The following is a 22,964-nucleotide window of genomic DNA, read 5'->3' on the forward strand; positions in this document are numbered from 1 at the left end:
TGCGACGCGGCGGCTGGCGCCTTCGGCGAGCGCCGTGAGAAAAAACCAGAGCATAAAAAAACGGCGCGGGATAAAACCCGCGCCGTTCTGCCTTTGATGTCCGGCCAGCTCAACGCAACGTCGGCCTAAGTGACATCACTCGACTTCCACCGCCTCCGGATTCGGATTGCGCGGCGCCGGATGCTCGTCGAAGGTCAACTGCACCTTGTCGTCGGCATCGACGTCGACCGTCACGCGGCCACCGTTCATCAGCTTGCCGAACAGCAACTCGTCGGCGAGCGCGCGACGGATCGTGTCCTGGATCAGGCGCTGCATTGGCCGCGCGCCCATCAGCGGATCGAAACCGTGCTTCGCCAGATGCTTGCGCAGCGCATCGGTGAACAGCGCATCGACCTTCTTCTCATGCAGCTGATCTTCCAGCTGCATCAGGAATTTGTCGACCACGCGCATGATGATTTCCTCATCGAGCGAACGGAAGCTGATCGTCGCGTCCAGACGGTTGCGGAACTCCGGCGTGAACATGCGCTTGATGTCGACCATCTCGTCGCCCGCCTCGCGGCGGTTCGTGAAGCCGATCACCGACTTGCCCATCGCCTCGGCGCCCGCGTTCGTCGTCATGATGATGATGACGTTGCGGAAGTCCGCCTTCCGCCCGTTGTTGTCCGTCAGCGTGCCGTGGTCCATCACCTGCAGCAGCACGTTGAAGATGTCCGGATGCGCCTTTTCGATTTCGTCGAGCAGCAGCACGCAGTGCGGCTTCTTCGTGATCGCCTCGGTCAGCAGGCCACCCTGGTCGAAACCGACGTAGCCCGGCGGCGCGCCGATCAGCCGGCTCACCGCGTGACGCTCCATGTACTCCGACATGTCGAAGCGGATCAGCTCGATGCCGAGCGTGAACGCGAGCTGCTTCGCGACCTCGGTCTTGCCGACGCCGGTCGGACCCGAGAACAGGAATGCGCCGATCGGCTTGTCGAGCTTGCCGAGGCCCGCGCGCGCCATCTTGATCGCGGCCGACAGCGCATCGATAGCCGGATCTTGACCGAACACGACGCTCTTCAGATCGCGGTCGAGCGTCTGCAGCTTGCTGCGATCGTCCTGCGACACGCTTTGCGCCGGCACGCGCGCGATCTTCGAGATGATTTCCTCGATCTCGTTCTTGCCGATCGTCTTCTTCTGCTTCGACTTCGGCAGAATGCGCTGCGCCGCGCCCGCTTCGTCGATCACGTCGATCGCCTTGTCCGGCAAATGACGATCGGTGATGAAGCGCGCCGACAGCTCAGCCGCCGCCGACAGCGCACCCGACGAATACTTGACGCCGTGGTGCTCTTCGAAGCGCGATTTCAGCCCGCGCAGGATCGCGACCGTCTGCTCGACGGTCGGCTCGGTCACGTCGATCTTCTGGAAACGACGCGACAGCGCCGCGTCCTTTTCGAAGATGCCGCGATATTCGGTGAAGGTGGTTGCCCCGATGCACTTCAGCGTGCCCGACGAGAGCGCCGGTTTCAGCAGGTTCGACGCGTCCAGCGTGCCGCCCGACGCGGCGCCCGCGCCGATCAGCGTATGGATTTCGTCGATGAAGAGAATGGCGTGCGGACGCTCCTTCAGTTCCTTCAGCACCGTCTTCAGACGCTGCTCGAAGTCGCCGCGATACTTGGTGCCCGCGAGCAGCGCGCCCATGTCGAGCGAATACACCTGGGCATCGGCCAGGATGTCCGGCACTTCGCCGCGCGTGATGCGCCATGCGAGCCCTTCGGCGATCGCGGTCTTGCCGACACCGGCCTCGCCGACCAGCAGCGGATTGTTCTTGCGGCGGCGACACAGCACCTGCACCACACGCTCGACTTCCGACTCACGTCCGATCAGTGGATCGATGCGGCCGTCCTTCGCCATCTGGTTCAGGTTCTGCGTGAACTGGGCGAGCGGCGTTTCCTTCTGCGCGGCTGCTTCGTCGGACTCGGCATTCGCATCGCTCGCCTTCGCGGCGTCCGAACTGCTCGTCTTGGCGATGCCGTGCGAGATGAAATTGACTACGTCCAGACGCGTGACGCCCTGCTGCTGCAGGTAGTACACCGCATGCGAGTCCTTCTCGCCGAAGATCGCGACCAGCACGTTCGCGCCGGTCACTTCCTTCTTGCCGTTCGAGGTGGACTGCACATGCATGATCGCGCGCTGGATCACACGCTGGAAACCGAGCGTGGGCTGCGTGTCGACGTCGTCCGTGCCCGGCACGGTCGGCGTGTTGTCATGAATGAAGTTGCGCAGGTTCTGGCGCAGATCCTCGATATTGGCCGCGCATGCGCGCAGTACCTCTGCCGCCGTCGGGTTATCCAACAGCGCGAGCAAAAGATGCTCGACCGTTATGAACTCGTGCCTTGCCTGGCGCGCTTCCATGAACGCCATATGCAGGCTGACTTCCAGTTCCTGGGCAATCATGCTTCCTCCATCACACACTGCAGCGGATGCCCGGCCTGCCGTGCGTGGGTAACGACTTGCTCGACTTTGGTCGACGCGATGTCCCGCGTATAGACCCCACAAACTCCCCTGCCCTCGCGATGCACCTTCAACATGACCTGCGTTGCGGTTTCACGATCCTTATTGAAATATTCCTGCACGATCATCACGACAAATTCCATCGGCGTGAAGTCGTCATTCAGCAGCACCACCTTGTACATGGATGGCGGCTTGAGTTTCTGCTCCTGCCGCTCCAGTACGGTGCCGTCCTGCTTGTCCGGGATAATCGCCATACACCCATTCTAAACAACTAGGACAGGCCCGCAATCCTGTCAGAACCCGGCCGCCCGGCCGATGAGCCCGTTCGCTGCCACCCGGCGGTCACGACGCTGTCATGTTCGGCCTGGCCTGCGCGTTTTCGACGGGCCGATTGCGGTGCCGGCCCCGATCCTGTCATGCGCGGCGCGTGCTGCACCGCGGTCGGATCGAGTATCGCACAACCTGCCGGTACTGGCTGCGAGCGCTCGCCGCGCTGGGCGTCGGCGCCGCGGGCACAGTCAGCATGTGAGTGGATTATGCGACTTTTCAAGCCACGCCGCTTGCGCCACCGCACATACGGAAGCGGTAAAAACCCTGGAAAGCGGCCTGTTTGCAACGCGACAACGACGTCTCAAAATTTTCTTGACACTCGAATAAAGAGCCCCAACAATCAAGCTGGCACTTTTTTCACCAAGCCATAATCTCGAAAAAATGCCGATGGTGAGCTTGTGAGGAGGGAACGACTGCCTCGCGTGGTCGTGGCTTTTCGAGGGCTCGTGGTAGTGACATGAGTTACAGGGGAAGTTGGAATGGCAACTGGTACGGTCAAATGGTTTAACGACGCAAAGGGTTTCGGATTCATCACGCCTGACGAGGGCGGCGAGGATCTGTTTGCACACTTCTCGGCCATCCAGATGAATGGCTTCAAGACGCTGAAGGAAGGCCAGAAGGTCACCTTCGAAGTCGTGCAAGGCCCGAAAGGCAAGCAGGCATCGAACATTCAGGCGCCAGCCTGAAACGTTTCGATACCCGTCCTTTTTGAAACCCGGCTCCGCGCCGGGTTTCTTTTTTGCGGCAGCTTTCTATTGCAACGGATTTTCCGGCCGGAAAGCCGCCCGAAAATTCCGGGTATAAAAATACCCCGGCCGTTTGCTGGCGCCGGAGGTTTTATGCGAAACGGATAATCCCGGCGCGTCAATTACATATTTTCGATCATCACTTGCCCAAATGCCGAGCACGACACCTGGGTCGCGCCTTCCATCAGGCGGGCAAAATCGTAAGTAACGCGCTTTTGCAGGATCGATTTTTCCATCGAGCTGATTATCAGATCCGCCGCCTCGAACCAGCCCAGGTGGCGCAGCATCATTTCCGCTGACAGGATTTCCGAGCCGGGATTCACGTAATCCTTGCCCGCGTATTTCGGCGCCGTGCCGTGCGTCGCTTCGAACATCGCAACCGAATCCGACAGGTTCGCGCCCGGCGCGATTCCGATGCCGCCGACCTGCGCGGCGAGCGCGTCCGAGATGTAGTCGCCGTTCAGGTTCAGCGTGGCGATCACGTCGAATTCGGCCGGGCGCAGCAGGATCTGCTGCAGGAACGCGTCGGCAATCACGTCCTTCACGACGACGTCGCCGCCGGTCTTCGGATTCCTGACTTTCATCCAGGGACCGCCGTCGATCAGCTCCGCGTTGAACTCCTTCTGCGCGAGCGCGTAGCCGTAGTCGCGAAACGCGCCTTCGGTGTACTTCATGATGTTGCCCTTGTGCACCAGTGTGACCGAGCGGCGTTCATTGTCGATCGCGTACTGGATCGCCTTGCGCACCAGACGCTCGGTACCTTCGCGCGACACCGGCTTGATGCCGATACCCGACGAATCCGGAAAGCGGATCTTCTTCACGCCCATTTCTTCGCGCAAGAACTTGATGATCTTCTTCGCCTGTTCGGATTCAGCTGGCCATTCGATGCCCGCGTAGATGTCTTCCGAGTTCTCGCGGAAGATCACCATGTTGGTCTTCTCGGGCTCGCGCACCGGCGACGGCACGCCCTTCAAATATCGCACCGGGCGCAGGCACACATAGAGGTCCAGTTCCTGGCGCAACGCGACGTTCAGCGAGCGGATGCCGCCCCCGACTGGCGTGGTGAGCGGCCCCTTGATCGACACGATGTATTCCTTGACCGCCTGCAGTGTTTCGTCCGGCAGCCATACATCCGGGCCGTACACCCGGGTCGCCTTCTCGCCCGCGTAGATTTCCATCCAGTGGATTTTCTTCTTGCCGCCGTACGCCTTTTCGACCGCCGCATCCACGACCTTGAGCATGACCGGCGTGATGTCCAGACCAGTGCCGTCGCCTTCGATGTACGGGATGATCGGCTCGTCGGAAACGTTGAGCGAGAAGTCGGCGTTGACGGTGATCTTATCGCCACCTGTCGGAATCTTGATGTGCTGATACGGCATGATCGGACTCCAGTGAAAGCTGTGCAAAAGCTGATGGGAGACTGCGAAAGAGACGCCCTCGCCGCGCAATGCCGAACCGCCGCGAGCGGCCTGGCCGCTATTCTAGCCCACGTCCCACGCGCGACGCGGCCGGCCCTCGCTCCGGGTTTTCCAACATAGACGGCCTCTCGAACGCGCCACGCTCCTCTATAAGATAGAAGAATCTGCGTCCCGGTTTATGCATTATCATCGCGCCGTATCGCTCTGCCGTATCGCTCTCCTATGCGCCTTCTCGCCCTCAACAAGCCGTTCGGCACCATCTGTCAATTTTCGCCACACGAGACGCGGACGTCGCTTGCCGACTGGGTCAGGCTACCCGGCGTCTATCCGGCCGGCCGGCTCGACTCCGATAGCGAAGGCCTGCTGCTGCTCACCGACGACGGCGCGCTGCAGGCGCGCATCGCCGAGCCGCGTCACAAGCTCGTCAAACGCTATTGGGCGCAAGTCGAAGGCGCGCTCGACGACGCCGCGTTGAAAAAGCTCGCACGCGGCGTCGATCTCGGCGACTACGTGACACGCCCATGTCAGGCGACCTATGTTGAACCGTCCAGCTCGCTGTGGGCGCGCACGCCGCCGATCCGCTATCGCGCCGCGATCCCGACCACATGGATCGAGCTGTCGATCACCGAAGGCAAGAACCGTCAGGTGCGTCGCATGACGGCGGCGGTGGGTTTTCCGACGCTGCGTCTCGTGCGCGTCGGCATCGGTACGCTTGACATTTTTTCACTCGGACTGCAACCCGGACAGAGCACCGAGTTGCGAGCGAACGCGCCATGGGATGGCGTCGCCTGAACATGATTTGACGATTGTTCGTTCATCGCCGCAACACCGCGTGCCGAACTCACGCACGCGCGAATCAGCCTGCACGTGCTCACTCCAAACCCGTTTCACGGCTGTGACAATCAAGCTAACCCGTTGTAGCAGCACGCAAAATAATGCGTGAAACGCAGGCCCGAAATGCGTGAAACAAGTGGGCTCGCCGCGAGCCTGCGCCACGCGGTTTGAGCGCGTGTCATCACGATCAAAATTTCCGCGCAATTCGCGTCAACCGCCGTACAACTCCACGCGTTATCCGACGCAGATGCCGCCGAAGCTATCCGGCATTCAGCCTTAAAGACATTTGCATACGCCGTTTTCGCGGCGAGTACGAAAGTCCGAACGCTAGCAGACGCGTCGAAAAATTTGTTCGATGCGGCTGTCAACCGAAAGGTGGATGGCACGTTTACCGACATGACTCTACATATGCCGGGTCATTTGGTTAATTAACTCAAGCTGAGGATTCACAAAATGAACAAACTGATCGCCGCTCTGGTCGCTGGCCTCTTCGCAACGGCAGCATTCGCACAAGCATCGGCACCGGAAGCAGCTCCGGCAGCTCCGGCAGCAGCTTCGTCGGCAAAGAAGACCACCAAGCACGCTCACAAGAAGTCGCACAAGAAGGCAGCAGCTGCAGCTTCGGCAGCTTCGGAGTAAGTTGCTTGTAAAAACGCAGTAAAGAACTAGCTTCATTGCCGTTCTTACGGCGTTGTAAGGCAGATCACCGCAAGGCGATCTGCCTTTTTGTTTTTGACGCGCTCGCGTAACATGCGCGAGTCAATTTCAGCAAGGAGTCTTGCCGTGCGATTTTCCATGCGCTCGTCGATGGCGCGTTTCGCCATTGCCGTAGCACTGCCGCTCGCGGCGCTGTCGTTCGTCGTCACCACGGCTCCCGCCCAGGCGCAGCAGATGCCGCCGGGCGCCAAGCAGCCGAGCGAGTTTCCGCGCGTCAAGCTGACCGCTGGCATGTTCGTGATCGACGCGGCCGTCGCCGCCAACGACGCGGACCGCGAACAGGGCTTGATGTATCGCACGAAGCTCGCGCCGAACGAAGGGATGCTGTTCGTGTTCAACGAGAACGCGGGCCACTGCTTCTGGATGAAGAACACGCTGATCCCGCTGTCGATCGCATTCATGCGCGCCGACGGCACGATCACCGACATCGACGAGATGCAGGCCGAGACCACCAACAACCACTGCCCAACGCACAACGGCGTGTTCGCGCTGGAAATGCCCAAGGGCTGGTTCTCGGCGAAGGGCATCAAGCCGGGCATGCAGGTCCAGGGCTTACCGCCGGTGCCGGGTATCACGCAGTAAGACCCTCACCGCCGGGCCGCGTGTCCGTGCAGCCCCGTAAATGGCCCCGGAGCGGCCTCTGAGCGGGGGCACCTTCCCGCCACGCTATCCCGCGAAAAGCCGGCGTCTCGACCCGAGGCGCCGGCTTTTTTTCGCCCGCTCAGCCCCGCGCCACCTGCCTTCGCGCCGGCTGGCAGGATTCATGCAAAAGACCAATCGACGCGCTATCCTTGTAATCTCGACAAGGTAACGCCAGATAAAGCACCACTCAGACTCCCCGGGCGGCCCACGCGGTCGCCCGGCATGCGTTTCAGGCGCGCCATTACAAGGAGATTCACGTGCCCCGCAAGACTCCCATCGAGCGCTACCGGAATATCGGCATCAGCGCTCACATCGATGCCGGCAAAACCACCACCACCGAACGGATCCTGTTCTACACCGGCGTGACCCACAAGATCGGCGAGGTTCACGACGGTGCGGCGACGATGGACTGGATGGAACAGGAGCAGGAGCGCGGCATCACGATCACGTCGGCGGCCACGACCGCGTTCTGGAAAGGCATGGCCGGCAACTATCCCGAGCATCGGATCAACATCATCGACACCCCCGGGCACGTCGACTTCACGATCGAAGTCGAGCGCTCGATGCGCGTGCTCGACGGCGCCTGCATGGTGTACGACTCGGTCGGCGGCGTGCAGCCGCAATCGGAAACCGTGTGGCGCCAGGCGAACAAGTACAAGGTGCCGCGCATCGCATTCGTCAACAAGATGGACCGCGTCGGCGCGGACTTCTTCCGCGTGCAGCGGCAGATCGGCGATCGTCTGAAGGGGGTCGCCGTGCCGATCCAGATTCCGATCGGCGCGGAAGAGCACTTCCAGGGCGTGGTCGACCTCGTCAAGATGAAGGCGATCTACTGGGACGACGACAGCCAGGGCATCAAGTTCGAGTACCGCGACATCCCGGCTGAACTCGCGGCCACCGCGAAGGAATGGCACGACAAGATGGTCGAGGCCGCGGCCGAGGCGAACGAGGAACTGCTCGAGAAGTACCTCGGCGGCGAACCGCTGAGCGAAGCCGAAATCAAGCACGGCATCCGCGCGCGCACGATCGCCAACCAGATCGTGCCGATGTTGTGCGGCAGCGCGTTCAAGAACAAGGGCGTGCAGGCGATGCTCGACGCGGTGATCGACTATCTGCCGTCGCCGGTCGACGTGCCCGCGATCACCGGTCACGACGAGCACGACAAGGAAATCGAGCGTCATCCCAACGACGACGATCCGTTCTCGGCACTCGCCTTCAAGATCATGACCGACCCGTTCGTCGGTCAGCTGATCTTCTTCCGCGTGTACTCGGGCGTCGTCAACTCGGGCGACACGGTCTACAACGCGGTCAAGGAAAAGAAGGAACGCCTCGGCCGGATCCTGCAGATGCACGCGAACGAGCGCAAGGAAATCAAGGAGGTCTACGCGGGCGACATCGCCGCGGCCGTCGGCCTGAAGGAAGCGACCACCGGCGACACGCTCTGCGATCCTAACCATGTAATCATCCTCGAAAAGATGATCTTCCCGGACCCGGTGATCTCGCAGGCCGTCGAACCGAAGACCAAGGCCGACCAGGAAAAGATGGGCATCGCGCTGAACCGTCTCGCGCAGGAAGACCCGTCGTTCCGTGTGCAGACCGATGAGGAATCCGGACAGACGATCATCTCCGGCATGGGCGAGCTGCACCTCGAAATCCTGGTCGACCGGATGAAGCGCGAGTTCGGCGTGGAAGCGACCGTCGGCAAGCCGCAGGTCGCGTATCGCGAAACCGTGCGCAACAAGGTCGAGGACGTCGAAGGCAAGTTCGTCAAGCAGTCGGGCGGCCGCGGTCAGTATGGCCACGCGGTGATTACGCTGGAGCCGTCCGAGCAGGGCAAGGGCTACGAATTCGTAGACGCGATCAAGGGCGGCGTGATTCCGCGCGAATTCATCCCCGCGGTCGACAAGGGCATCGTGGAAACGCTGAAAGCCGGCGTGCTCGCGGGCTATCCGGTCGTCGACGTGAAGGTCACGCTGACGTTCGGTTCGTACCACGACGTCGACTCGAACGAAAACGCGTTCCGCATGGCCGGCTCGATAGCGTTCAAGGAAGCGATGCGCAAGGCGAAGCCCATCCTGCTCGAACCGATGATGGCCGTGGAGGTGGAAACGCCCGAGGACTTCATGGGCAACGTGATGGGCGACCTGTCGAGCCGACGCGGCATGGTGCAGGGCATGGAAGACATCGCGGGCGGCGGCGGCAAGCTGGTGCGCGCGGAGGTGCCGCTCGCCGAGATGTTCGGCTATTCGACGTCGCTGCGCTCGGCCACCCAGGGCCGCGCGACCTACACGATGGAGTTCAAGCATTACGCCGAGACGCCGAGCAATGTCGCCGAGGCCGTGATCAACACGAAGAAACAATGACGCTGACGCGGCGGCGTTGAGCGCGACAAGCCGAAGCCCGCTCTCTGTGAGCGGGCTTTTTTTATGGCGCCGTTTGCATCGTCGAGCCACGCACCCGTTTTTTGAACGTGCCAGAATGTTGATCAGCCATGCGGCACGCGCCTGAATCGTAAGACCGAAGCGCACGACTCGAACGCGGCACGCCAGCCGAGGAGGAGACACGATGAGCCACGATCACGAACATCCGCATTACCGGGCCGAGCACGACGCCACCGAAGCCAGCCAGCAGATCGACTGGCGCGAACACGGCGTGAAGGTCATCCGCGGCGATCAGCTCGACACCAACACCGCGCAAACGCCGGGCATGAACCGCGCGGCCGCGATCAACGCGGCTCGCGTCGGCGCGCAGAAAATCTGGGCCGGCACCGTGACGATCCATCCGAATGCGAAGACCGGCGCGCATCATCATGGCGCGCTCGAAAGCGTGATCTACGTTGTGCGCGGCCAGGCGCGCATGCGCTGGGGCGAGCATCTGGAATTCACCGCCGAGGCCGGTCCCGGCGACTTCATCTTCGTGCCGCCCTATGTGCCGCATCAGGAGATCAACGCGAGCACCGACGAGCCGCTCGAATGCGTGCTCGTGCGCAGCGACAATGAAGCGGTCGTCGTCAATTTGAACATCGACGCGGTGGAGCAGCCGGAAACGGTCTACTGGGTCGATCCGATCCACAAGCATCCGCACGATCACTAAGCCGCTCATCAACCTATCCATTCATCCGCTCGTGCCACATGACGCCTAACGCCTCGCTGCGCCCTCGCCTAGTCGCGCTCTACGCGATGCTGCTCGCCGCCAACCTCGGCGCATGGCTGTGGGCGCTAATCGCGTTTCGCCACTACCCGCTGCTGCTCGGCACCGCGCTGCTCGCGTATGGCTTCGGTCTGCGTCATGCGGTCGACGCCGACCACATCGCGGCGATCGACGCCGTTACGCGCAAGCTGATGCAAACCGGCATGCGACCGGTCGGGATCGGGCTCGCGTTTTCGCTCGGCCATTCGACGATCGTGATCGCGGCGACGATCGGCATCGCCTGGACCACGCATTCGCTGAATGGGCGCTTCGAGAGCTTCAAGGAAGTAGGTGGCACGCTCGGGACACTGGTTTCCGCGTCGTTCCTGCTGGTGCTCGCGGCGGTCAATCTCGTGGTCCTGCGCGACGTGTGGCGCCGCTACCGGCACACGCAACGTGGCGACGCTGCGACCACGGCGTCAGCCGATGCGCTCGCCCCAGCCGGGCTGCTGTCGCGCGCATTGCGGCCGCTGTTTCGGCTGGTCACGAAAAGCTGGCACATGTATCCGGTCGGCGTGCTGTTCGGTCTCGGCTTCGACACCGCGACCGAGATCGGCCTGCTCGCGATCGCTGCGTCGCAGGCCAGCACTGGCCTGCCGCTCTATTCGATCCTCGTGTTCCCGGCGCTCTTCACGGCCGGCATGACGCTTGTCGATTCGACCGACAACGTGCTGATGGTGCACGCGTACGGCTGGGCGATGGACGACCCGAAGCGCAAGCTTTACTACAACGCGAGCATCACGTTCGTATCGGCGATGGTCGCGATCGTGATTGGCGGCGTCGAGGCGCTGGGGCTGCTGTCGGATCGCTTCGGCTGGAGCGGCGGGGTGTCGGATGCGATCGTCGGAATCAACGATCATTTCGGCGCGCTCGGCTATGCGATCGTCGCGGCCTTCATGGCGTGCTGGATCGGCTCGGTGCTGTTTCATCGCTGGAGACGGCCGGATACGGCGGCACGATAAGTGGCCTGGCCTACCGGGAAACCGATCTACACCGTAGGTTTCTTTGAGCGTTCCACCTTGTGGAGTTCGAAACCGCATTTCGCACCGTGTTGCTCCGCCAATCCGTCCGCAATCGCGGCCGCCCCTCGCGAGCACGCGTCCGGTAACCGTTGTGACGACGACACACCGCGCGTCATTTATCGGCCGATCGACTAGCGCGGCGCGCCCCCGGTGCGCCAGAGCCGCAAGCAATCGCTTACACTGAGATCGCTCTGCACAGCGTTGCCCTTTCGCGATAGCGGCCCCACCGCATCCCATCGCCCATCGGAAGGCGCGCTGCCCTCGCGCCGTCGCGCGGCTCGCGCGACGCCTCCGAACCAGCAATAGAACGGGTTGGACACGCCATCGATGAAAACGCCAGCGGACCGATTTCTCGCACCTGACGCATTGGACGCAGCCCGCCTCACAGCCGACGCCTACGGCAACCACGCCCTCGACGAGTTTGTCGCCGGCCGCATCACGCGCCGCGAGCTGCTACGACATGCGAGCGTGATCGGTCTGTCGCTCGCGGGTGGCGGCCTGCTCGGCGCGCCGCGAGCGCGGGCGCAAGGTGCACCGCCCACGTCGAACCAGACGATCCGCGTCGCGCATCTGACGCCGGCGGGCGCCGTCGATCCGCTGACGGTGACTGACGCCGCGAGTCTCGCGCTGCTGAACCAGACCGGCGAATTCCTGATCGACGACGACGGCGAGAAGCTGATGCTGAAGCCCGCGCTCGCGCTGTCGTGGAAGCCGAACGACAAGGGCGACGTGTGGACCTTCAAACTGCGCCAGAACGTGAAATTCCACGACGGCCAGAGCTTCGGCGCGAAAGATGTGGTCGCGACCTTCGACCGTCTCGCCGATCCCGCGAGCGGCTCGGCCGCGCTATCGGTACTAAAGGGCGTGCTGTCGAAAGGCGGAGCGAAGGTCGTCGACGAACACACGGTGGAGTTTCATCTCGACGCGCCGACCGGCAATTTCCCGTACTACGTTTCCTCGGATAATTACAACGCGGTGATCCTGCCCGCGAACTTCGCGGGCAACTACGAAAAGAGTTTCATCGGCACGGGTCCGTTCAAATTCGAAAAGTATCAGCCGAAGGTTGGCGCGTCGTTCGTGCGCAATCCCGACTACTGGGGCGAAAAAGCGTTACCGCAACGCGTACAGTTTTCGTTCTACGCCGACGAGCAGGCTCAACTGCTCGCGTTGCAAGGCCATCAGGCCGACGTGATGGGCACGTTCACCGTGCAGGGCGGCGCGGCCATCCTGAACAATCCGGACTACAAGGCGGTCGGCGTCAAGTCGAGCGCGCACCGCCAGATTCACATGCGCAACGACAGCCCGCTCTTCAAGGACAAGCGCGTGCGTCAGGCACTCGCGTTGTCGCTCGATCGCGACGTGATCGTGCGCGGTCTCTTCAAGGGTCGCGCACAACTCGGCAACGACAGCCCGTTCGCGCCGGTGTTTCCATCGTCGGATGCGGGCGTGCCGCAACGCAAGATCGACGTCGCGAAGGCGAAGCAGCTGCTCGCGCAGGCCGGCGTGCCGAATGGTTTCGACGTCACGCTGACCACCGAAAAATACATGGAGATCCCCGACCTCGCGGTCGTCGTGCAGAACGCCGCGAAGGCGATCGGCGTGCGCATCAATCTGAAGGTCGAGAGCCAATCGCTCTACTACGGCGCGGGCACGCCGGGCAAATCCGACTGGCTCGACTCGCCGCTCGGCATCACCGATTACGGCCATCGCGGCGTGCCGAACGTGTTCCTCACCGCGACGCTGACGAGCAACGGCACATGGAACGCCGCGCACTTCAAGAATCCGCAATACGATCAACTGGTCGCGCAGTTCGTCGCGGCGATCGATCTCGCCACGCAAAAGAAAATCTCCGGGCAGATCCAGACGCTATTGCTCGACGAAACGCCGCTGATCATCCCGTTCTTCTACGATCAGCTGATCGCGATGCGCAAGGGTGTGAACGGCGTGCGCTTCACTGCGCTCGCGCAACTGTATTTCGATCGCGCGACGCTCAGCGCGTAAGCAGCGCGCTGTCCGTCTCGCTTTTCGCAGGAGAACTCACGATGTCGGCTCCGGCGCCCTCTCCCGCCTCGAATACATCGCGTCCGCCGCGCGCGACGAATGGCAACGCGGGCCGCGTCGCGCGTTTTCTCGCGACGCGCGCGGGTCTTTCGCTAATCACGCTGTGGCTGCTGTCGGTGATCGTGTTCGCGGGCGGCCAGCTGCTGCCCGGCGATATCGGCCGCGCGGTGCTCGGGCCGCTCGCCGATGCGCGCGCGGTCGCCGCGCTCGATCATCAGCTCGGCGCCGACCGGCCGCTGCTCACGCAATACATCGACTGGATCACGCATTTCGTGCGCGGCAACATGGGGCTGTCGTACGCGTATCGCGAACCGGTCAGGCCGTTCATCGCCGATGCGCTCGGGCATTCGGCGAAGCTCGGTCTGCTAGCGTTCATCGTCGTCGTGCCGCTCGGCATCGCGGGCGGCGTGTGGTCGGCGATGCATGCGGGGCGCTGGCTCGATCGCACGATCAGCATCGCCGGTTTGTCGGCGACCGTGGTGCCGGAGTTCGTGTCGTCGATCGTGCTGATTCTCGTGTTCGGCGTGTGGCTGCGCTGGCTGCCGATCGAGGCCTCGTCTCCGCCCGATGCGAGCGTGCTCGAACAGCTGCGCCATCTGGTGCTGCCGGTGCTGCCGCTCGTCCTCGTGTTCTTCGGCTACATCGCGCGAATGGCACGCGCGGGCACCGTCGAAGCGCTCGACGCCGACTACACGCGCACCGCCATCCTCAAGGGCCTGCCGCGCCACGTCGTGATCTGGCGGCACGTGCTGCGCAATGCACTGCTGCCGACGATCACCGTCGCCGCCACCCAACTCGGCTACATGATCGGCGGACTCGTGGTGGTCGAGACGCTGTTCCGCTACCAGGGCATCGGCTCGCTGATCTACAACGCCGCCAAGGCGAAGGATTTTCCAATGCTCGAAGCGGGCGTACTGACGATCGGCGTCGTCTATACGCTCGCGAATCTGGTCGCCGATGCGCTGCACGTGCTGCTCAATCCGCGACTGCGGGTGAGGACCGCCGAATGAATACGACCGTGCCGCCGGCTTCATCGACGCCACCAGGCTCGCCCGCGCCCGGCGCACCGGGCTCCGAGCCGCGTTTCCCGCGCCTCCTCCTGCTGCTCGGTTCGCCGACCTTCATCGTGGGCGCACTGATCGTCGCGTGGTGGATCGTCTGCGCGATCGCCGGGCCGTGGTTCGTGCATCTCGATCCGTACGCGTCCGATCCGCTCAATTCGCTGACGCCGCCCGATCGCACGCACTGGTTCGGCACCGATCAGCTCGGCCGCGACGTATTCTCGCGCGTGATCGTCGGCGCGCGCGACATCCTGACGATCGCGCCGCTCGCGACACTGCTCGGCACCGCGGCGGGCACCGCGCTCGGCCTGGTGGTCGGCTACTTCGACGGCTGGGTCGACGACGTCATCGGCCGCATGATCGACGCGGTGCTCGCGCTGCCGCTCGTGATCGTCGCGCTGCTCGCGCTCGCCGCGGTCGGTGCGTCGAACTTCACGGTGATTCTCGTGATCGGCACCACCTTCACGCCGATAACAGCCCGCACCGTGCGCGCCGCCGTGTTCGCAGAGCGGCATCTCGACTATGTGGCCGCCGCGCAGCTGCGCGGCGAACGCGCGCCGTACATCATGTTCGCGGAGATCCTGCCGAACGTGCTGCCGCCGATCGTCGTCGAAGCAACGGTGCGGCTCGGCTATGCGATCTTCGCGGTCGCGACGCTGTCGTTTCTCGGCTTCGGCATCCAGCCGCCGTCGGCCGACTGGGGGCTCGCGCTGTCCGAGTCGTACACGTTGATGGCGGGCGGCGCGTGGTGGACCGTCGTGTTTGCGGCGGGCGCGATCGCGTCACTGGTGGTCGGCGTCAATCTGATCGCCGACGGCGTGCAGGGAGTGCTCGACCAATGAACGGCCCACCGCCCTCCTCGTTCGCGGCGTTCGACGTGTCGAAAAGCGATCGCACCGATGCGCTGACCGTGGTCGGCCTGACGGTCACCTACCGGATCCGCGGACGCGATCGCGAAGTGCTGCAGGACGTATCGTTTCGCGTGCGACGCGGCGAGGCGTATGGGCTCGTCGGCGAATCCGGTTGCGGCAAGTCGACCGTGGCAATGGCGACGCTGCGCTATCTGCCGCGCAACGGCAAGGTGAAGGCCGGCAAGATCGTAATCGCCGGTGAGGACGTGCAGAAGCTGGGTGCCGACGCGCTGCGCAGCATGCGTGCGACGACCGTCTCGATGGTCTACCAGGACCCGGGGCGCGCACTGAATCCATCGCTGACGATCGCCCGTCAGGTTTCCGAAGCATTCGAGGCGGCCGGCGTCACGCGCGACGAGGCGCTGCAACGCACGCTCGAGATACTCAACCGCGTCCGCATCGCGGCACCCGAGCGCGTGATGAACAGCTATCCGCATCAATTGTCGGGCGGCATGCAGCAGCGCGTCGTGATCGCGATGGCGCTCGCGTCGAACCCCGCGCTGCTGATTCTCGACGAACCGACTACCGGCCTCGATGCGACCGTCGAAGCGGAAGTGCTCGACCTCGTCGCACGGTTGCGCGAGGAACTCGGCACCGCGGTGCTGTTCATCAGCCACAACCTCGCGGTGATCGGCCGCATGTGCGAACGCGTCGGCGTGCTGTACGCGGGCAAGCTGGTCGAGGAAGGCGCGACCCAGGACGTGTTCGCACGGCCGCGTCATCCGTACACGGTCGGGTTGCTGCGCTGCCTGCCGACGGCCGGACGCAGCAAGGACAGCGAGCGGCTCGATACGATCGCGGGCGGCCTGCCTCTGCCGGGCTCGGTCACGCAGGGCTGCATCTATGCGGAGCGCTGCCGTCTCGCCGACGAGCGCTGCCGCCGCGACGCGCCGCCGCCCTATCGCCTCGGCGCCCGGCATGGCGATCAGATGGCGCGCTGCCACTATCACGAGCGTGCGATCGAACTGCCGCGTGCGACATCGAGCGCGGCGCCGGTGGCGGCCGCATCATCCAACGCGGCGCCGCGCGCGCCCTCTGGGCCGGTCTTGCGCGCCCGGAACCTGTCGAAAACATTCCACGTATCGGGCGTCCCGCTGCGCGCGGTCGACGACGTGTCGCTCGAACTCGCGAGCGGCGAGACGCTCGGCCTCGTCGGCGAATCGGGCAGCGGCAAGACAACGCTCGCGCGACTACTGCTCGGCCTGCTCGCACCCGATGCCGGCAGCGTGCTCGAACTCGACGGCGCCCCGCTCGCCGCGCGCGTCACGCGACGCAGCGACGAGCAGCTGAAATCGCTGCAGATCGTGTTCCAGAATCCGGACTCGGCGCTCAATCGCGCGCATTCCGTCAAGCGGCTGATCGGCCGTGCGCTCGCGCGCTTCACCGCGCTGCGCGGGCCCGAGATCGACGCACGGCTCGCCACGCTGACGGACGCCGTGCGGCTGCCCGAGCGCTATCTGGATGCACGTTCGCGCCAGCTTTCGGGCGGACTCAAACAGCGCGTCGCGATTGCGCGCGCGTTCGCCGGCGAACCACGCGTCGTCGTGTGCGATGAGCCGACTTCGTCGCTCGACGTGTCGGTGCAGGCCGCGATTCTGAACCTGCTCGCCGATCTGCAGCGCGAGCGCCGCGTCAGCTACGTATTCATCTCGCACGATCTGCACGTGGTCCGCTATGTGTCGGATCGCATCGCGGTGCTCTACCTCGGCAGGCTGCTCGAAATCGGCCCGGCGGAGGCCGTGTTCGATGGACCGCAGCATCCCTATACCGAAGCGCTGCTGTCCGCCGTGCCGACGCTGCCGGGCGACGGCGCGTCCGGCGAGGTGCATCAACGTACGCGTATCCGTCTCACCGGCGAGTTGCCCGGGCCCGGCGCGATGCCGTCGGGCTGCGTGTTTCACACGCGCTGTCCACGCAAGCTCGGCGCGATCTGCGAGCAGCAGGACCCGCCGTTTCTCGACGCGGACGACGCCGCCGATCCGTCTTGCGCGCACCGGATTCGCTGCCATATTCCGGTCGCCACACTTCGCGAGCTGCAAAGCGAGCCGCGCGACGACAACGCGGGCGACCCGACGAATGGTGGCACCTCCGACGATGCGTCGGAAAACGCCAGCTAGCGTCGACTCGAACCTCATCGACGCACACCGCCCCTCTTAACGAATCCCGCGTCGGAACACGCTTTTGCGTCCGCGCGTTTCATCGTCGCAACGTTTTGAGGCGTTTTTCCGGCGTGCGCATCGCACATCTCGATATCGCCCGTGTCGCGTCAAGGCTTTGCGGCGCGTGGCATGGATATCGCTAAATTAGCAGCCAGAGACTCGAAGCTAAACCGGGCGCGCAACGCCGCGCATATCCGCACGACGAGCGTCACCACGCGATGGCGCGACCTCGCGCGATCAGCACGGCAGCGACGCACGGACAACTTCGACACAACGGACCGGGGGTTCGACAAGACCCGCGTGCAGACAGGTCGGCCGCCGCTGGGGCAGCTCGCGAAGGCGGCAGCGAGGTACCGTCCTTCGCTCTGGAGACGCGCGATGAAGACCGGAAAATCAGATCAGTACTACTGTGCAATGATGCGCGGCGCGGTGGTCCTCGCGGGGGTCGCGGTGTTGGCGGGCGGGACCGCGTACGGAGCGTCGACGGACGTGATCCCTCGCTGGATTGTGCTGGCCGATGCGTTGCGGGCGCAACCCGGCGATTCAACGCCGCTGCTGCTCGCGCAGAACGACGTCGCGGCGACCGGCGCCGAGGCTGGCACGGCCACAGCCGCCGACGATGCCGCCTCGGTGTTCGCGCCGGCCGGCTGCGGCGGGCTCGGCGGTCCGGGCTGCGGGCGGCTCGGCGGCGGCATTGGCAACGGCGGCGGTAATGGCGGCGCGGCGGGTTCGAGCAATAGCGGTGCTGGCGCAAGCGGCAACAGCGGCGCCGGGGCGGCGGGTTCAGGGAGCGGAAGTGGGAGTGGCGGTGCGGGCACGGGCGGTAAGGGAAATAGCGGTGGTGGTGGCGGTGGTGGTGGCGGTGGTGGCGGTGGAAGCGGAGGCGGCGGAGGCGGCGGAGGCGGCGGTGGAGGCGGTGGAGGCGGTGGAGGCGGTGGAGGCGGTGGAGGCGGTGGAGGCGGTGGAGGCGGTGGAGGCGGTGGAGGCAGCGGCAGCGGCGGAGGCGGAAGCAGCGGCGGCAGCGGGAGCGGCGGCTGCGGTTGCGGAGGCTCCAGCGGTGGCCCTAGCGGTGGTTTCGGCGGTGCGAATGGTGGTGGCTTCGGTGGTGGCTTCGGTGGCGGGTTCGGCGGAGGCTTTGGCGGAGGCTTCGGCGGCGGTCACGGAGGCAAGGGTGGCGGCAGTGGCAACGGTGGCGGGAACGGGCACTAGGCGTCGCCCGTTGCCCCGGGTAGGGAGCCCCCGCGCCCTACCCGCCGGCGACATGTCCCGGCATACTGTCCGCTATCCGCTGGCAACGGCGGTGATGTCCCGATCCCCCGGTCGGGCGTCACCGCCGGAGGCCGGTCGGAGCGGCCCGCCCGCCTTCGGCGCGCGCTGACGGAATGGCTCGGAGCGCGCGCGAGCTGCGCCTCGCGCCATCGCGCGAACCGCACCGCGAGCGGCGGGAACACAACCTCCATTGCGTGCGAGTGTTATGGAACCAATCCGAGACGACCGCCTCATATCAAATTCATCGTTCGATATGAGGGCCCACAACATGCATAGAAGCGTCCCCCCCGCCGCGACCCGTACGGCAGCCGCCGTGCTGACCGCTGCCGCCCTGGGCCTCGCATCGCTCGCCAATGCGCAAACACCCGCGCAGCCAATGGCGCAAACCTTGTCGCAAGCAGCGCCACCGGTCGATCCGAGCTTCTCCGCCTACTCGCTCGTCCAGAGCTGCAAACAGCGCCACGACAACGTCGCGCAAGGGCAATGCGTCGGCGCGATCCGCGGCATCATCCACGGCTATCAATACGGCGTGCTGTTCCTCTCGCAACGAGCAACCCTCCCCGCCAACGAAACGCAGCGCGTGTCGCTATGCCTGCGCGACGTGGCGGTGTCGTCGATCGTCGACGACTTCCTCGCCGATGCCGCCCAGGTGCCGGACGACGCGCTGCAGCACACCCCCGCCGAAGTCGCCGTGCTCGGCTCCGTGCATCAGCACCATCCTTGCACCTGAGCGCCGCGTCAGCGCGAGCGGCATCATCGACGCCCACAGCGCTTCGAGCCTCGCGCGCCGCCGTTGCGCAACGGACGGCGGCCGCGCCGGCGCTTACAACATCTCCAGCGCACGCTTGCCGCGCGGCGGCTTGAAGTACGCGTCGAGCGCGGCGAGTTCGCCGGCTTCCAGCACCAGTTGCGACGCGCGATGGTTGTCGCGCACATGCTCGACGCGCGCCGCCTTCGGAATCGCGCACACATTGGGCTTGCCCAGCACCCACGCGAGCGCCACCTGAAACACCGAGACGCCGCGCGCGTCGGCGATATCGTCGAGCGGCGAGCGTTTCGGCAGCCGCGCATGATCGACCGGGCTGTACGCCATCGCCGGCATGCCGCGCGCGGCGAGCCACGGCAACAGATCGAACTCCGGCCCGCGCCGCGCCACGTTGTACAGAATCTGGTTGGTCGCGCACGCGTCGCCGCCTGGTGTCGCGACGAGTTCTTCCATGTCGTCGGTATCGAAGTTGCTGACGCCCCAGTGACGGATCTTGCCCGCGCGCCGCAGCGCCTCGAAGCCGTCGACGGTGTCCGCGAGCGGCACCGAACCACGCCAGTGCAGCAGATACAGATCGAGCCGGTCCGTTTTCAGACGCTTCAGGCTCTGCTCGCACGCGGCGATCACGCCGCGCCGGCTGGCGTTGTGCGGATACACCTTGCTGACCAGAAACACCTTGTCGCGCAAACCCGCGAGCGCTTCGCCGAGCAGCGACTCGGTCGCGCCGTCGCCGTACATTTCGGCGGTATCGATCAGCGTCATGCCGAGTTCGATGCCGCAGCGCAGCGCAGCGATTTCCGCCGTGCGTCGTGCCCGCTGCTCGCCCATTTCCCACGTGCCCTGCCCCAGTGCTGGCATGCGCTCGCCGCCCGGCAGGCTCACGCTTGCGATCTCGCTCGTCATGCTGACTCCTCGAAAGTGGCTCGATCCAGATGCGATGCGCTGGCCCGCCGCCTCATCGCGCAACGCATGCTACTCAAATCCTGGCGACGAGTTTAGCGGCTCCGCGGCCTCACAACGGCGCGCCTGGCAAAAGCCAGCTATAACAGGACGCGCCGATGTTTTAAAATTGCCGCTTGCCCATCTTGCGTGAGCCCCATGACCTCTGCCTCGGAAGACCGCTGGCGCGACCTGCGCCCGGACCCGGAAAACGACACGCCGCTCTATCTGCAACTTGCCCGCAAGCTCGGCAGCGCGATCCACGAAAACCGCTGGAACGCCGGCGAGGCGCTGCCTTCGGAGCGCGTGCTGTCGGAGGCGCTCGGCGTGTCGCGCATCACGTCGCGCAAGGCGATCGCGCTGCTCGTGGAGCAGGGTTTGATCCGCCGCACTCAAGGCGCGGGCAGCTTCATCACGCCGCGCTACGAAGATCCGTTGTCGCGTCTGTCGAGCTTCAGCGAAATGCTGCGGCGGCGCGGCTTCACGCCGAGTTCGAAGTGGCTGTCGCGCGAAATCTCGCCGGCCAATCGCGACGAGGTGATCCAACTGGGTCTGTCGCCGGCCGCAGCGGTCACGCGGCTGCGGCGGCTGCGGCTCGCCGACGGCATCGTGATGGCGGTCGAGAATTCGACGTTCCCGGCCGCGGTGATTCCCGATCCACAGGCAATCGGCGACTCGCTGTACACGTATCTGGAGAATCGCGGACTGACGATCGTGCGCGCGTTGCAGCACTTCCGCGCGGTGAACGCGAGCGACGAGATCGCGCAGCAGATGAGCATCGCGCCGAACGAGGCGTTGCTGTTGATCACGCGCGTGGGTTATACGGCGGATCAACGCGCGATCGAACTGACGGACACGTACTGCCGCAACGATTACTACGACTTCGTGGCGGAGTTGCGAAAGTAAGTTGCGACACGGTGGGCGGTTAGGTACGTCGCGTTCCCAACCTGAACGCGCCGCCCGCTCCAACCGTCACGTCCACCGGGCTTCGTGCGCGCCGATGCGCGCCGGCGGCAGCGCATAAAACGCAGGCGTCTGCTGCAGTTCCTCCGCCGGCAGCACGCCAAGCACACGCCCGAACTCCGATTGCACGCTCGCGACGCAATCGCGCACATCGTCGAGCGACACCTCGGGCGCCTGCTGCCCATCGGCCAGCAGCCCGAACGACCGCAGCCAACGCCCCGTCTGCGCAAGAGACACCTTCACATGCCAGCTGCCGCCCTCGCGAGCGCGCCGCGCGAGCGCGACCATCGCGCCGAACGCGGCCAGATAGCCGGTCGCGTGATCGAGCGCCTGACACGGCAGATGCCGCGGCTCGGCTGAACCCGCCGCCGCGCGCTCGGTCCACGCGATGCCGCTCGCCGACTGCACCAGACTATCGAAGCCGCGTCGCTGCGCCCACGGCCCTGTGTGCCCGTACGCGCACACCGAGACATAGACGATGCCGGGCCGCAGCCGTGCCAGCTCGTCCGGCCCGAAGCCGCGCGCCTCGAGCGCGCCCGGACGATAGGCCTGCAGGAACACGTCGGCATCGCGCGCGAGTCCGCGCAACGTGTCGCAGCCTGCCGCCTCGCGCAGATCGACGATTGCCGAACGCTTGCCGCGGCCGTTGTCGATCACGAGCGGTGCGATGTTCGGCAGATGCGGCCCGTTGATCGTCAACACGTCCGCGCCATGATGCGCAAGCGCGCGGCCGGCCACCGGTCCCGCGATGATCCGCGACAGATCCAGCACCCGCACACCCGCGAGCGGGCGGTCGATACCAGGCTCGGCGTCAGCGGCGGCGTGGCGCGGCGGCTCGGCCGGGGCGTCACCGATGCGCTCGATCTCGAACAGCGGCAAGCGCGCGATCGCTTTGGCCTGCTCGAGCGCAGCCCATTCGTCGGGCGTGCGAATCAAGGCGGCGCACAGGCCCGCGTCGGCGAGCGTTTGATCGAGCGTCGCGCCCTCCCAGCCGCGAATCGCGGCCGCCACCGAGTGCCGCCCATTGTCACAGCCGAGCACCTCGAGCACGCCCTTCAAGTGACGCGCAAAATTCGTATGCAGCTGGATCCAGCGGCCGTCGCCCGTTTCATAGAAGCCGGTGACCGGATCGCGCAGCGCGGGCGGCGGCCCATCGTCGATCCGCAAATAGCGTTCGCTGCGAAACGCCGCCAGCGCGCGACGCATCTGCACCGACACCTGTTGCAGGCGAGCGCTGCGCAAGCGCCAGTATTCGGCGGCGGCGAGGCCCGTCGCGGCGATGGTCGACGCCGCGAGGCTGCCGACACGGTAGACCGACGGCAAGCCGGGATCCGCGCCGGCGAGCGACACGGCGTGCAGCGCGACCGGATCGCAGCCGGCGAGGGTCCAGATGTGCTTGAGGGCGAGTTCGGGCGTCATGGGATCGGGCGCGCTGGCCGCGCGGACA

At 65.0% G+C, this 22,964-nt stretch carries 19 protein-coding genes; 14 read left to right on the plus strand and 5 right to left on the minus strand.

The window, feature by feature from the left end; genetic code table 11:
* Positions 1-135: 135 nt before the first annotated feature.
* Positions 136-2,433, minus strand: coding sequence for an ATP-dependent Clp protease ATP-binding subunit ClpA (gene clpA, locus OKW27_RS25360; RefSeq protein WP_090801577.1), 2,298 nt, complete (start codon positions 2,431-2,433; stop codon positions 136-138).
* On the minus strand, positions 2,430-2,744 hold the full coding sequence (clpS, locus tag OKW27_RS25365) for an ATP-dependent Clp protease adapter ClpS (protein ID WP_008919570.1): 315 nt from the start codon (positions 2,742-2,744) through the stop codon (positions 2,430-2,432). Before clpS ends, clpA begins: the two co-directional genes overlap by 4 nt.
* Positions 2,745-3,299: 555 nt before the next feature.
* Between clpS and OKW27_RS25370 the strand changes: the two genes are divergently transcribed.
* On the plus strand, positions 3,300-3,506 hold the full coding sequence (locus tag OKW27_RS25370) for a cold-shock protein (RefSeq protein WP_007180614.1): 207 nt from the start codon (positions 3,300-3,302) through the stop codon (positions 3,504-3,506).
* A gap of 182 nt (positions 3,507-3,688) precedes the next feature.
* Here OKW27_RS25370 and icd read toward each other — a convergent pair whose 3' ends face one another.
* A complete protein-coding gene (gene icd / locus OKW27_RS25375; protein WP_429335218.1) occupies positions 3,689-4,945 on the minus strand; it encodes an NADP-dependent isocitrate dehydrogenase in 1,257 nt (418 codons plus the stop codon).
* A gap of 261 nt (positions 4,946-5,206) precedes the next feature.
* Between icd and OKW27_RS25380 the strand changes: the two genes are divergently transcribed.
* From OKW27_RS25380 to OKW27_RS25435, 12 genes are all read left to right on the plus strand, one after another.
* Entirely contained in the window at positions 5,207-5,776 is a 570-nt protein-coding gene (locus tag OKW27_RS25380; RefSeq protein WP_429335219.1) for a pseudouridine synthase, read from the plus strand.
* Positions 5,777-6,271: 495 nt separating this feature from the next.
* The gene (locus OKW27_RS25385) at positions 6,272-6,457 is read left to right on the plus strand and encodes a hypothetical protein (protein WP_090801582.1); all 186 of its coding nucleotides are present in this window, start codon (positions 6,272-6,274) and stop codon (positions 6,455-6,457) included.
* A gap of 144 nt (positions 6,458-6,601) precedes the next feature.
* On the plus strand, positions 6,602-7,117 hold the full coding sequence (locus OKW27_RS25390; RefSeq protein WP_176078905.1) for a DUF192 domain-containing protein: 516 nt from the start codon (positions 6,602-6,604) through the stop codon (positions 7,115-7,117).
* A 317-nt stretch (positions 7,118-7,434) separates the two neighbouring features.
* Positions 7,435-9,540: an elongation factor G gene (gene fusA / locus OKW27_RS25395; protein ID WP_090801583.1), complete on the plus strand. Its 2,106-nt coding sequence runs from the start codon at positions 7,435-7,437 to the stop codon at positions 9,538-9,540.
* A gap of 202 nt (positions 9,541-9,742) precedes the next feature.
* A complete protein-coding gene (locus OKW27_RS25400) occupies positions 9,743-10,270 on the plus strand; it encodes a cupin domain-containing protein (RefSeq protein ID WP_184006381.1) in 528 nt (175 codons plus the stop codon).
* A 38-nt stretch (positions 10,271-10,308) separates the two neighbouring features.
* Positions 10,309-11,328: a HoxN/HupN/NixA family nickel/cobalt transporter gene (locus tag OKW27_RS25405; protein ID WP_429335220.1), complete on the plus strand. Its 1,020-nt coding sequence runs from the start codon at positions 10,309-10,311 to the stop codon at positions 11,326-11,328.
* Positions 11,329-11,715: 387 nt separating this feature from the next.
* Entirely contained in the window at positions 11,716-13,389 is a 1,674-nt protein-coding gene (locus tag OKW27_RS25410) for an ABC transporter substrate-binding protein (protein WP_429335221.1), read from the plus strand.
* Between the two features lie 41 nt (positions 13,390-13,430).
* The gene (locus OKW27_RS25415; RefSeq protein ID WP_184058192.1) at positions 13,431-14,459 is read left to right on the plus strand and encodes an ABC transporter permease; all 1,029 of its coding nucleotides are present in this window, start codon (positions 13,431-13,433) and stop codon (positions 14,457-14,459) included.
* Entirely contained in the window at positions 14,456-15,352 is an 897-nt protein-coding gene (locus tag OKW27_RS25420) for an ABC transporter permease (RefSeq protein WP_184051565.1), read from the plus strand. Before OKW27_RS25415 ends, OKW27_RS25420 begins: the two co-directional genes overlap by 4 nt.
* Complete coding sequence (locus OKW27_RS25425; RefSeq protein WP_429335222.1) at positions 15,349-17,538, plus strand: ABC transporter ATP-binding protein; 2,190 nt, start codon at positions 15,349-15,351, stop codon at positions 17,536-17,538. Before OKW27_RS25420 ends, OKW27_RS25425 begins: the two co-directional genes overlap by 4 nt.
* Positions 17,539-17,958: 420 nt before the next feature.
* A complete protein-coding gene (locus tag OKW27_RS25430) occupies positions 17,959-18,789 on the plus strand; it encodes a hypothetical protein (RefSeq protein WP_429335223.1) in 831 nt (276 codons plus the stop codon).
* A gap of 328 nt (positions 18,790-19,117) precedes the next feature.
* Positions 19,118-19,579: a Rap1a/Tai family immunity protein gene (locus tag OKW27_RS25435; RefSeq protein ID WP_090801594.1), complete on the plus strand. Its 462-nt coding sequence runs from the start codon at positions 19,118-19,120 to the stop codon at positions 19,577-19,579.
* Positions 19,580-19,672: 93 nt separating this feature from the next.
* Here OKW27_RS25435 and OKW27_RS25440 read toward each other — a convergent pair whose 3' ends face one another.
* Positions 19,673-20,518 (minus strand): aldo/keto reductase, encoded by an 846-nt coding sequence (locus tag OKW27_RS25440; RefSeq protein WP_429335224.1) that lies wholly within the window; start codon positions 20,516-20,518, stop codon positions 19,673-19,675.
* Positions 20,519-20,713: 195 nt separating this feature from the next.
* Between OKW27_RS25440 and OKW27_RS25445 the strand changes: the two genes are divergently transcribed.
* Positions 20,714-21,460 carry a GntR family transcriptional regulator gene (locus OKW27_RS25445; RefSeq protein ID WP_013090333.1) on the plus strand — a complete coding sequence of 249 codons (747 nt, stop codon included), beginning with the start codon at positions 20,714-20,716 and terminating at the stop codon, positions 21,458-21,460.
* Between the two features lie 66 nt (positions 21,461-21,526).
* Here the strand turns inward: OKW27_RS25445 and OKW27_RS25450 are convergent, their stop codons facing one another.
* The gene (locus tag OKW27_RS25450; RefSeq protein WP_429335225.1) at positions 21,527-22,936 is read right to left on the minus strand and encodes a CoA transferase; all 1,410 of its coding nucleotides are present in this window, start codon (positions 22,934-22,936) and stop codon (positions 21,527-21,529) included.
* Between the last annotated feature and the right edge of the window lie 28 nt (positions 22,937-22,964).

The sequence above is a fragment of the Paraburkholderia sp. 35.1 genome, assembly GCF_050436525.1.
GTDB lineage: Bacteria > Pseudomonadota > Gammaproteobacteria > Burkholderiales > Burkholderiaceae > Paraburkholderia > Paraburkholderia tuberum.

Coding starts and splice junctions, on each gene's coding strand:
- clpA (WP_090801577.1), bottom strand. CDS start 2,433: ATGATTGCCCAGGAACTGGAAGTCAGCCTGCATATGGCGTTCATGGAA.
- clpS (WP_008919570.1), bottom strand. CDS start 2,744: ATGGCGATTATCCCGGACAAGCAGGACGGCACCGTACTGGAGCGGCAG.
- OKW27_RS25370 (WP_007180614.1), top strand. CDS start 3,300: ATGGCAACTGGTACGGTCAAATGGTTTAACGACGCAAAGGGTTTCGGA.
- icd (WP_429335218.1), bottom strand. CDS start 4,945: ATGCCGTATCAGCACATCAAGATTCCGACAGGTGGCGATAAGATCACC.
- OKW27_RS25380 (WP_429335219.1), top strand. CDS start 5,207: ATGCGCCTTCTCGCCCTCAACAAGCCGTTCGGCACCATCTGTCAATTT.
- OKW27_RS25385 (WP_090801582.1), top strand. CDS start 6,272: ATGAACAAACTGATCGCCGCTCTGGTCGCTGGCCTCTTCGCAACGGCA.
- OKW27_RS25400 (WP_184006381.1), top strand. CDS start 9,743: ATGAGCCACGATCACGAACATCCGCATTACCGGGCCGAGCACGACGCC.
- OKW27_RS25405 (WP_429335220.1), top strand. CDS start 10,309: ATGACGCCTAACGCCTCGCTGCGCCCTCGCCTAGTCGCGCTCTACGCG.
- OKW27_RS25410 (WP_429335221.1), top strand. CDS start 11,716: ATGAAAACGCCAGCGGACCGATTTCTCGCACCTGACGCATTGGACGCA.
- OKW27_RS25415 (WP_184058192.1), top strand. CDS start 13,431: ATGTCGGCTCCGGCGCCCTCTCCCGCCTCGAATACATCGCGTCCGCCG.
- OKW27_RS25420 (WP_184051565.1), top strand. CDS start 14,456: ATGAATACGACCGTGCCGCCGGCTTCATCGACGCCACCAGGCTCGCCC.
- OKW27_RS25425 (WP_429335222.1), top strand. CDS start 15,349: ATGAACGGCCCACCGCCCTCCTCGTTCGCGGCGTTCGACGTGTCGAAA.
- OKW27_RS25430 (WP_429335223.1), top strand. CDS start 17,959: ATGAAGACCGGAAAATCAGATCAGTACTACTGTGCAATGATGCGCGGC.
- OKW27_RS25435 (WP_090801594.1), top strand. CDS start 19,118: ATGCATAGAAGCGTCCCCCCCGCCGCGACCCGTACGGCAGCCGCCGTG.
- OKW27_RS25440 (WP_429335224.1), bottom strand. CDS start 20,518: ATGACGAGCGAGATCGCAAGCGTGAGCCTGCCGGGCGGCGAGCGCATG.
- OKW27_RS25445 (WP_013090333.1), top strand. CDS start 20,714: ATGACCTCTGCCTCGGAAGACCGCTGGCGCGACCTGCGCCCGGACCCG.
- OKW27_RS25450 (WP_429335225.1), bottom strand. CDS start 22,936: ATGACGCCCGAACTCGCCCTCAAGCACATCTGGACCCTCGCCGGCTGC.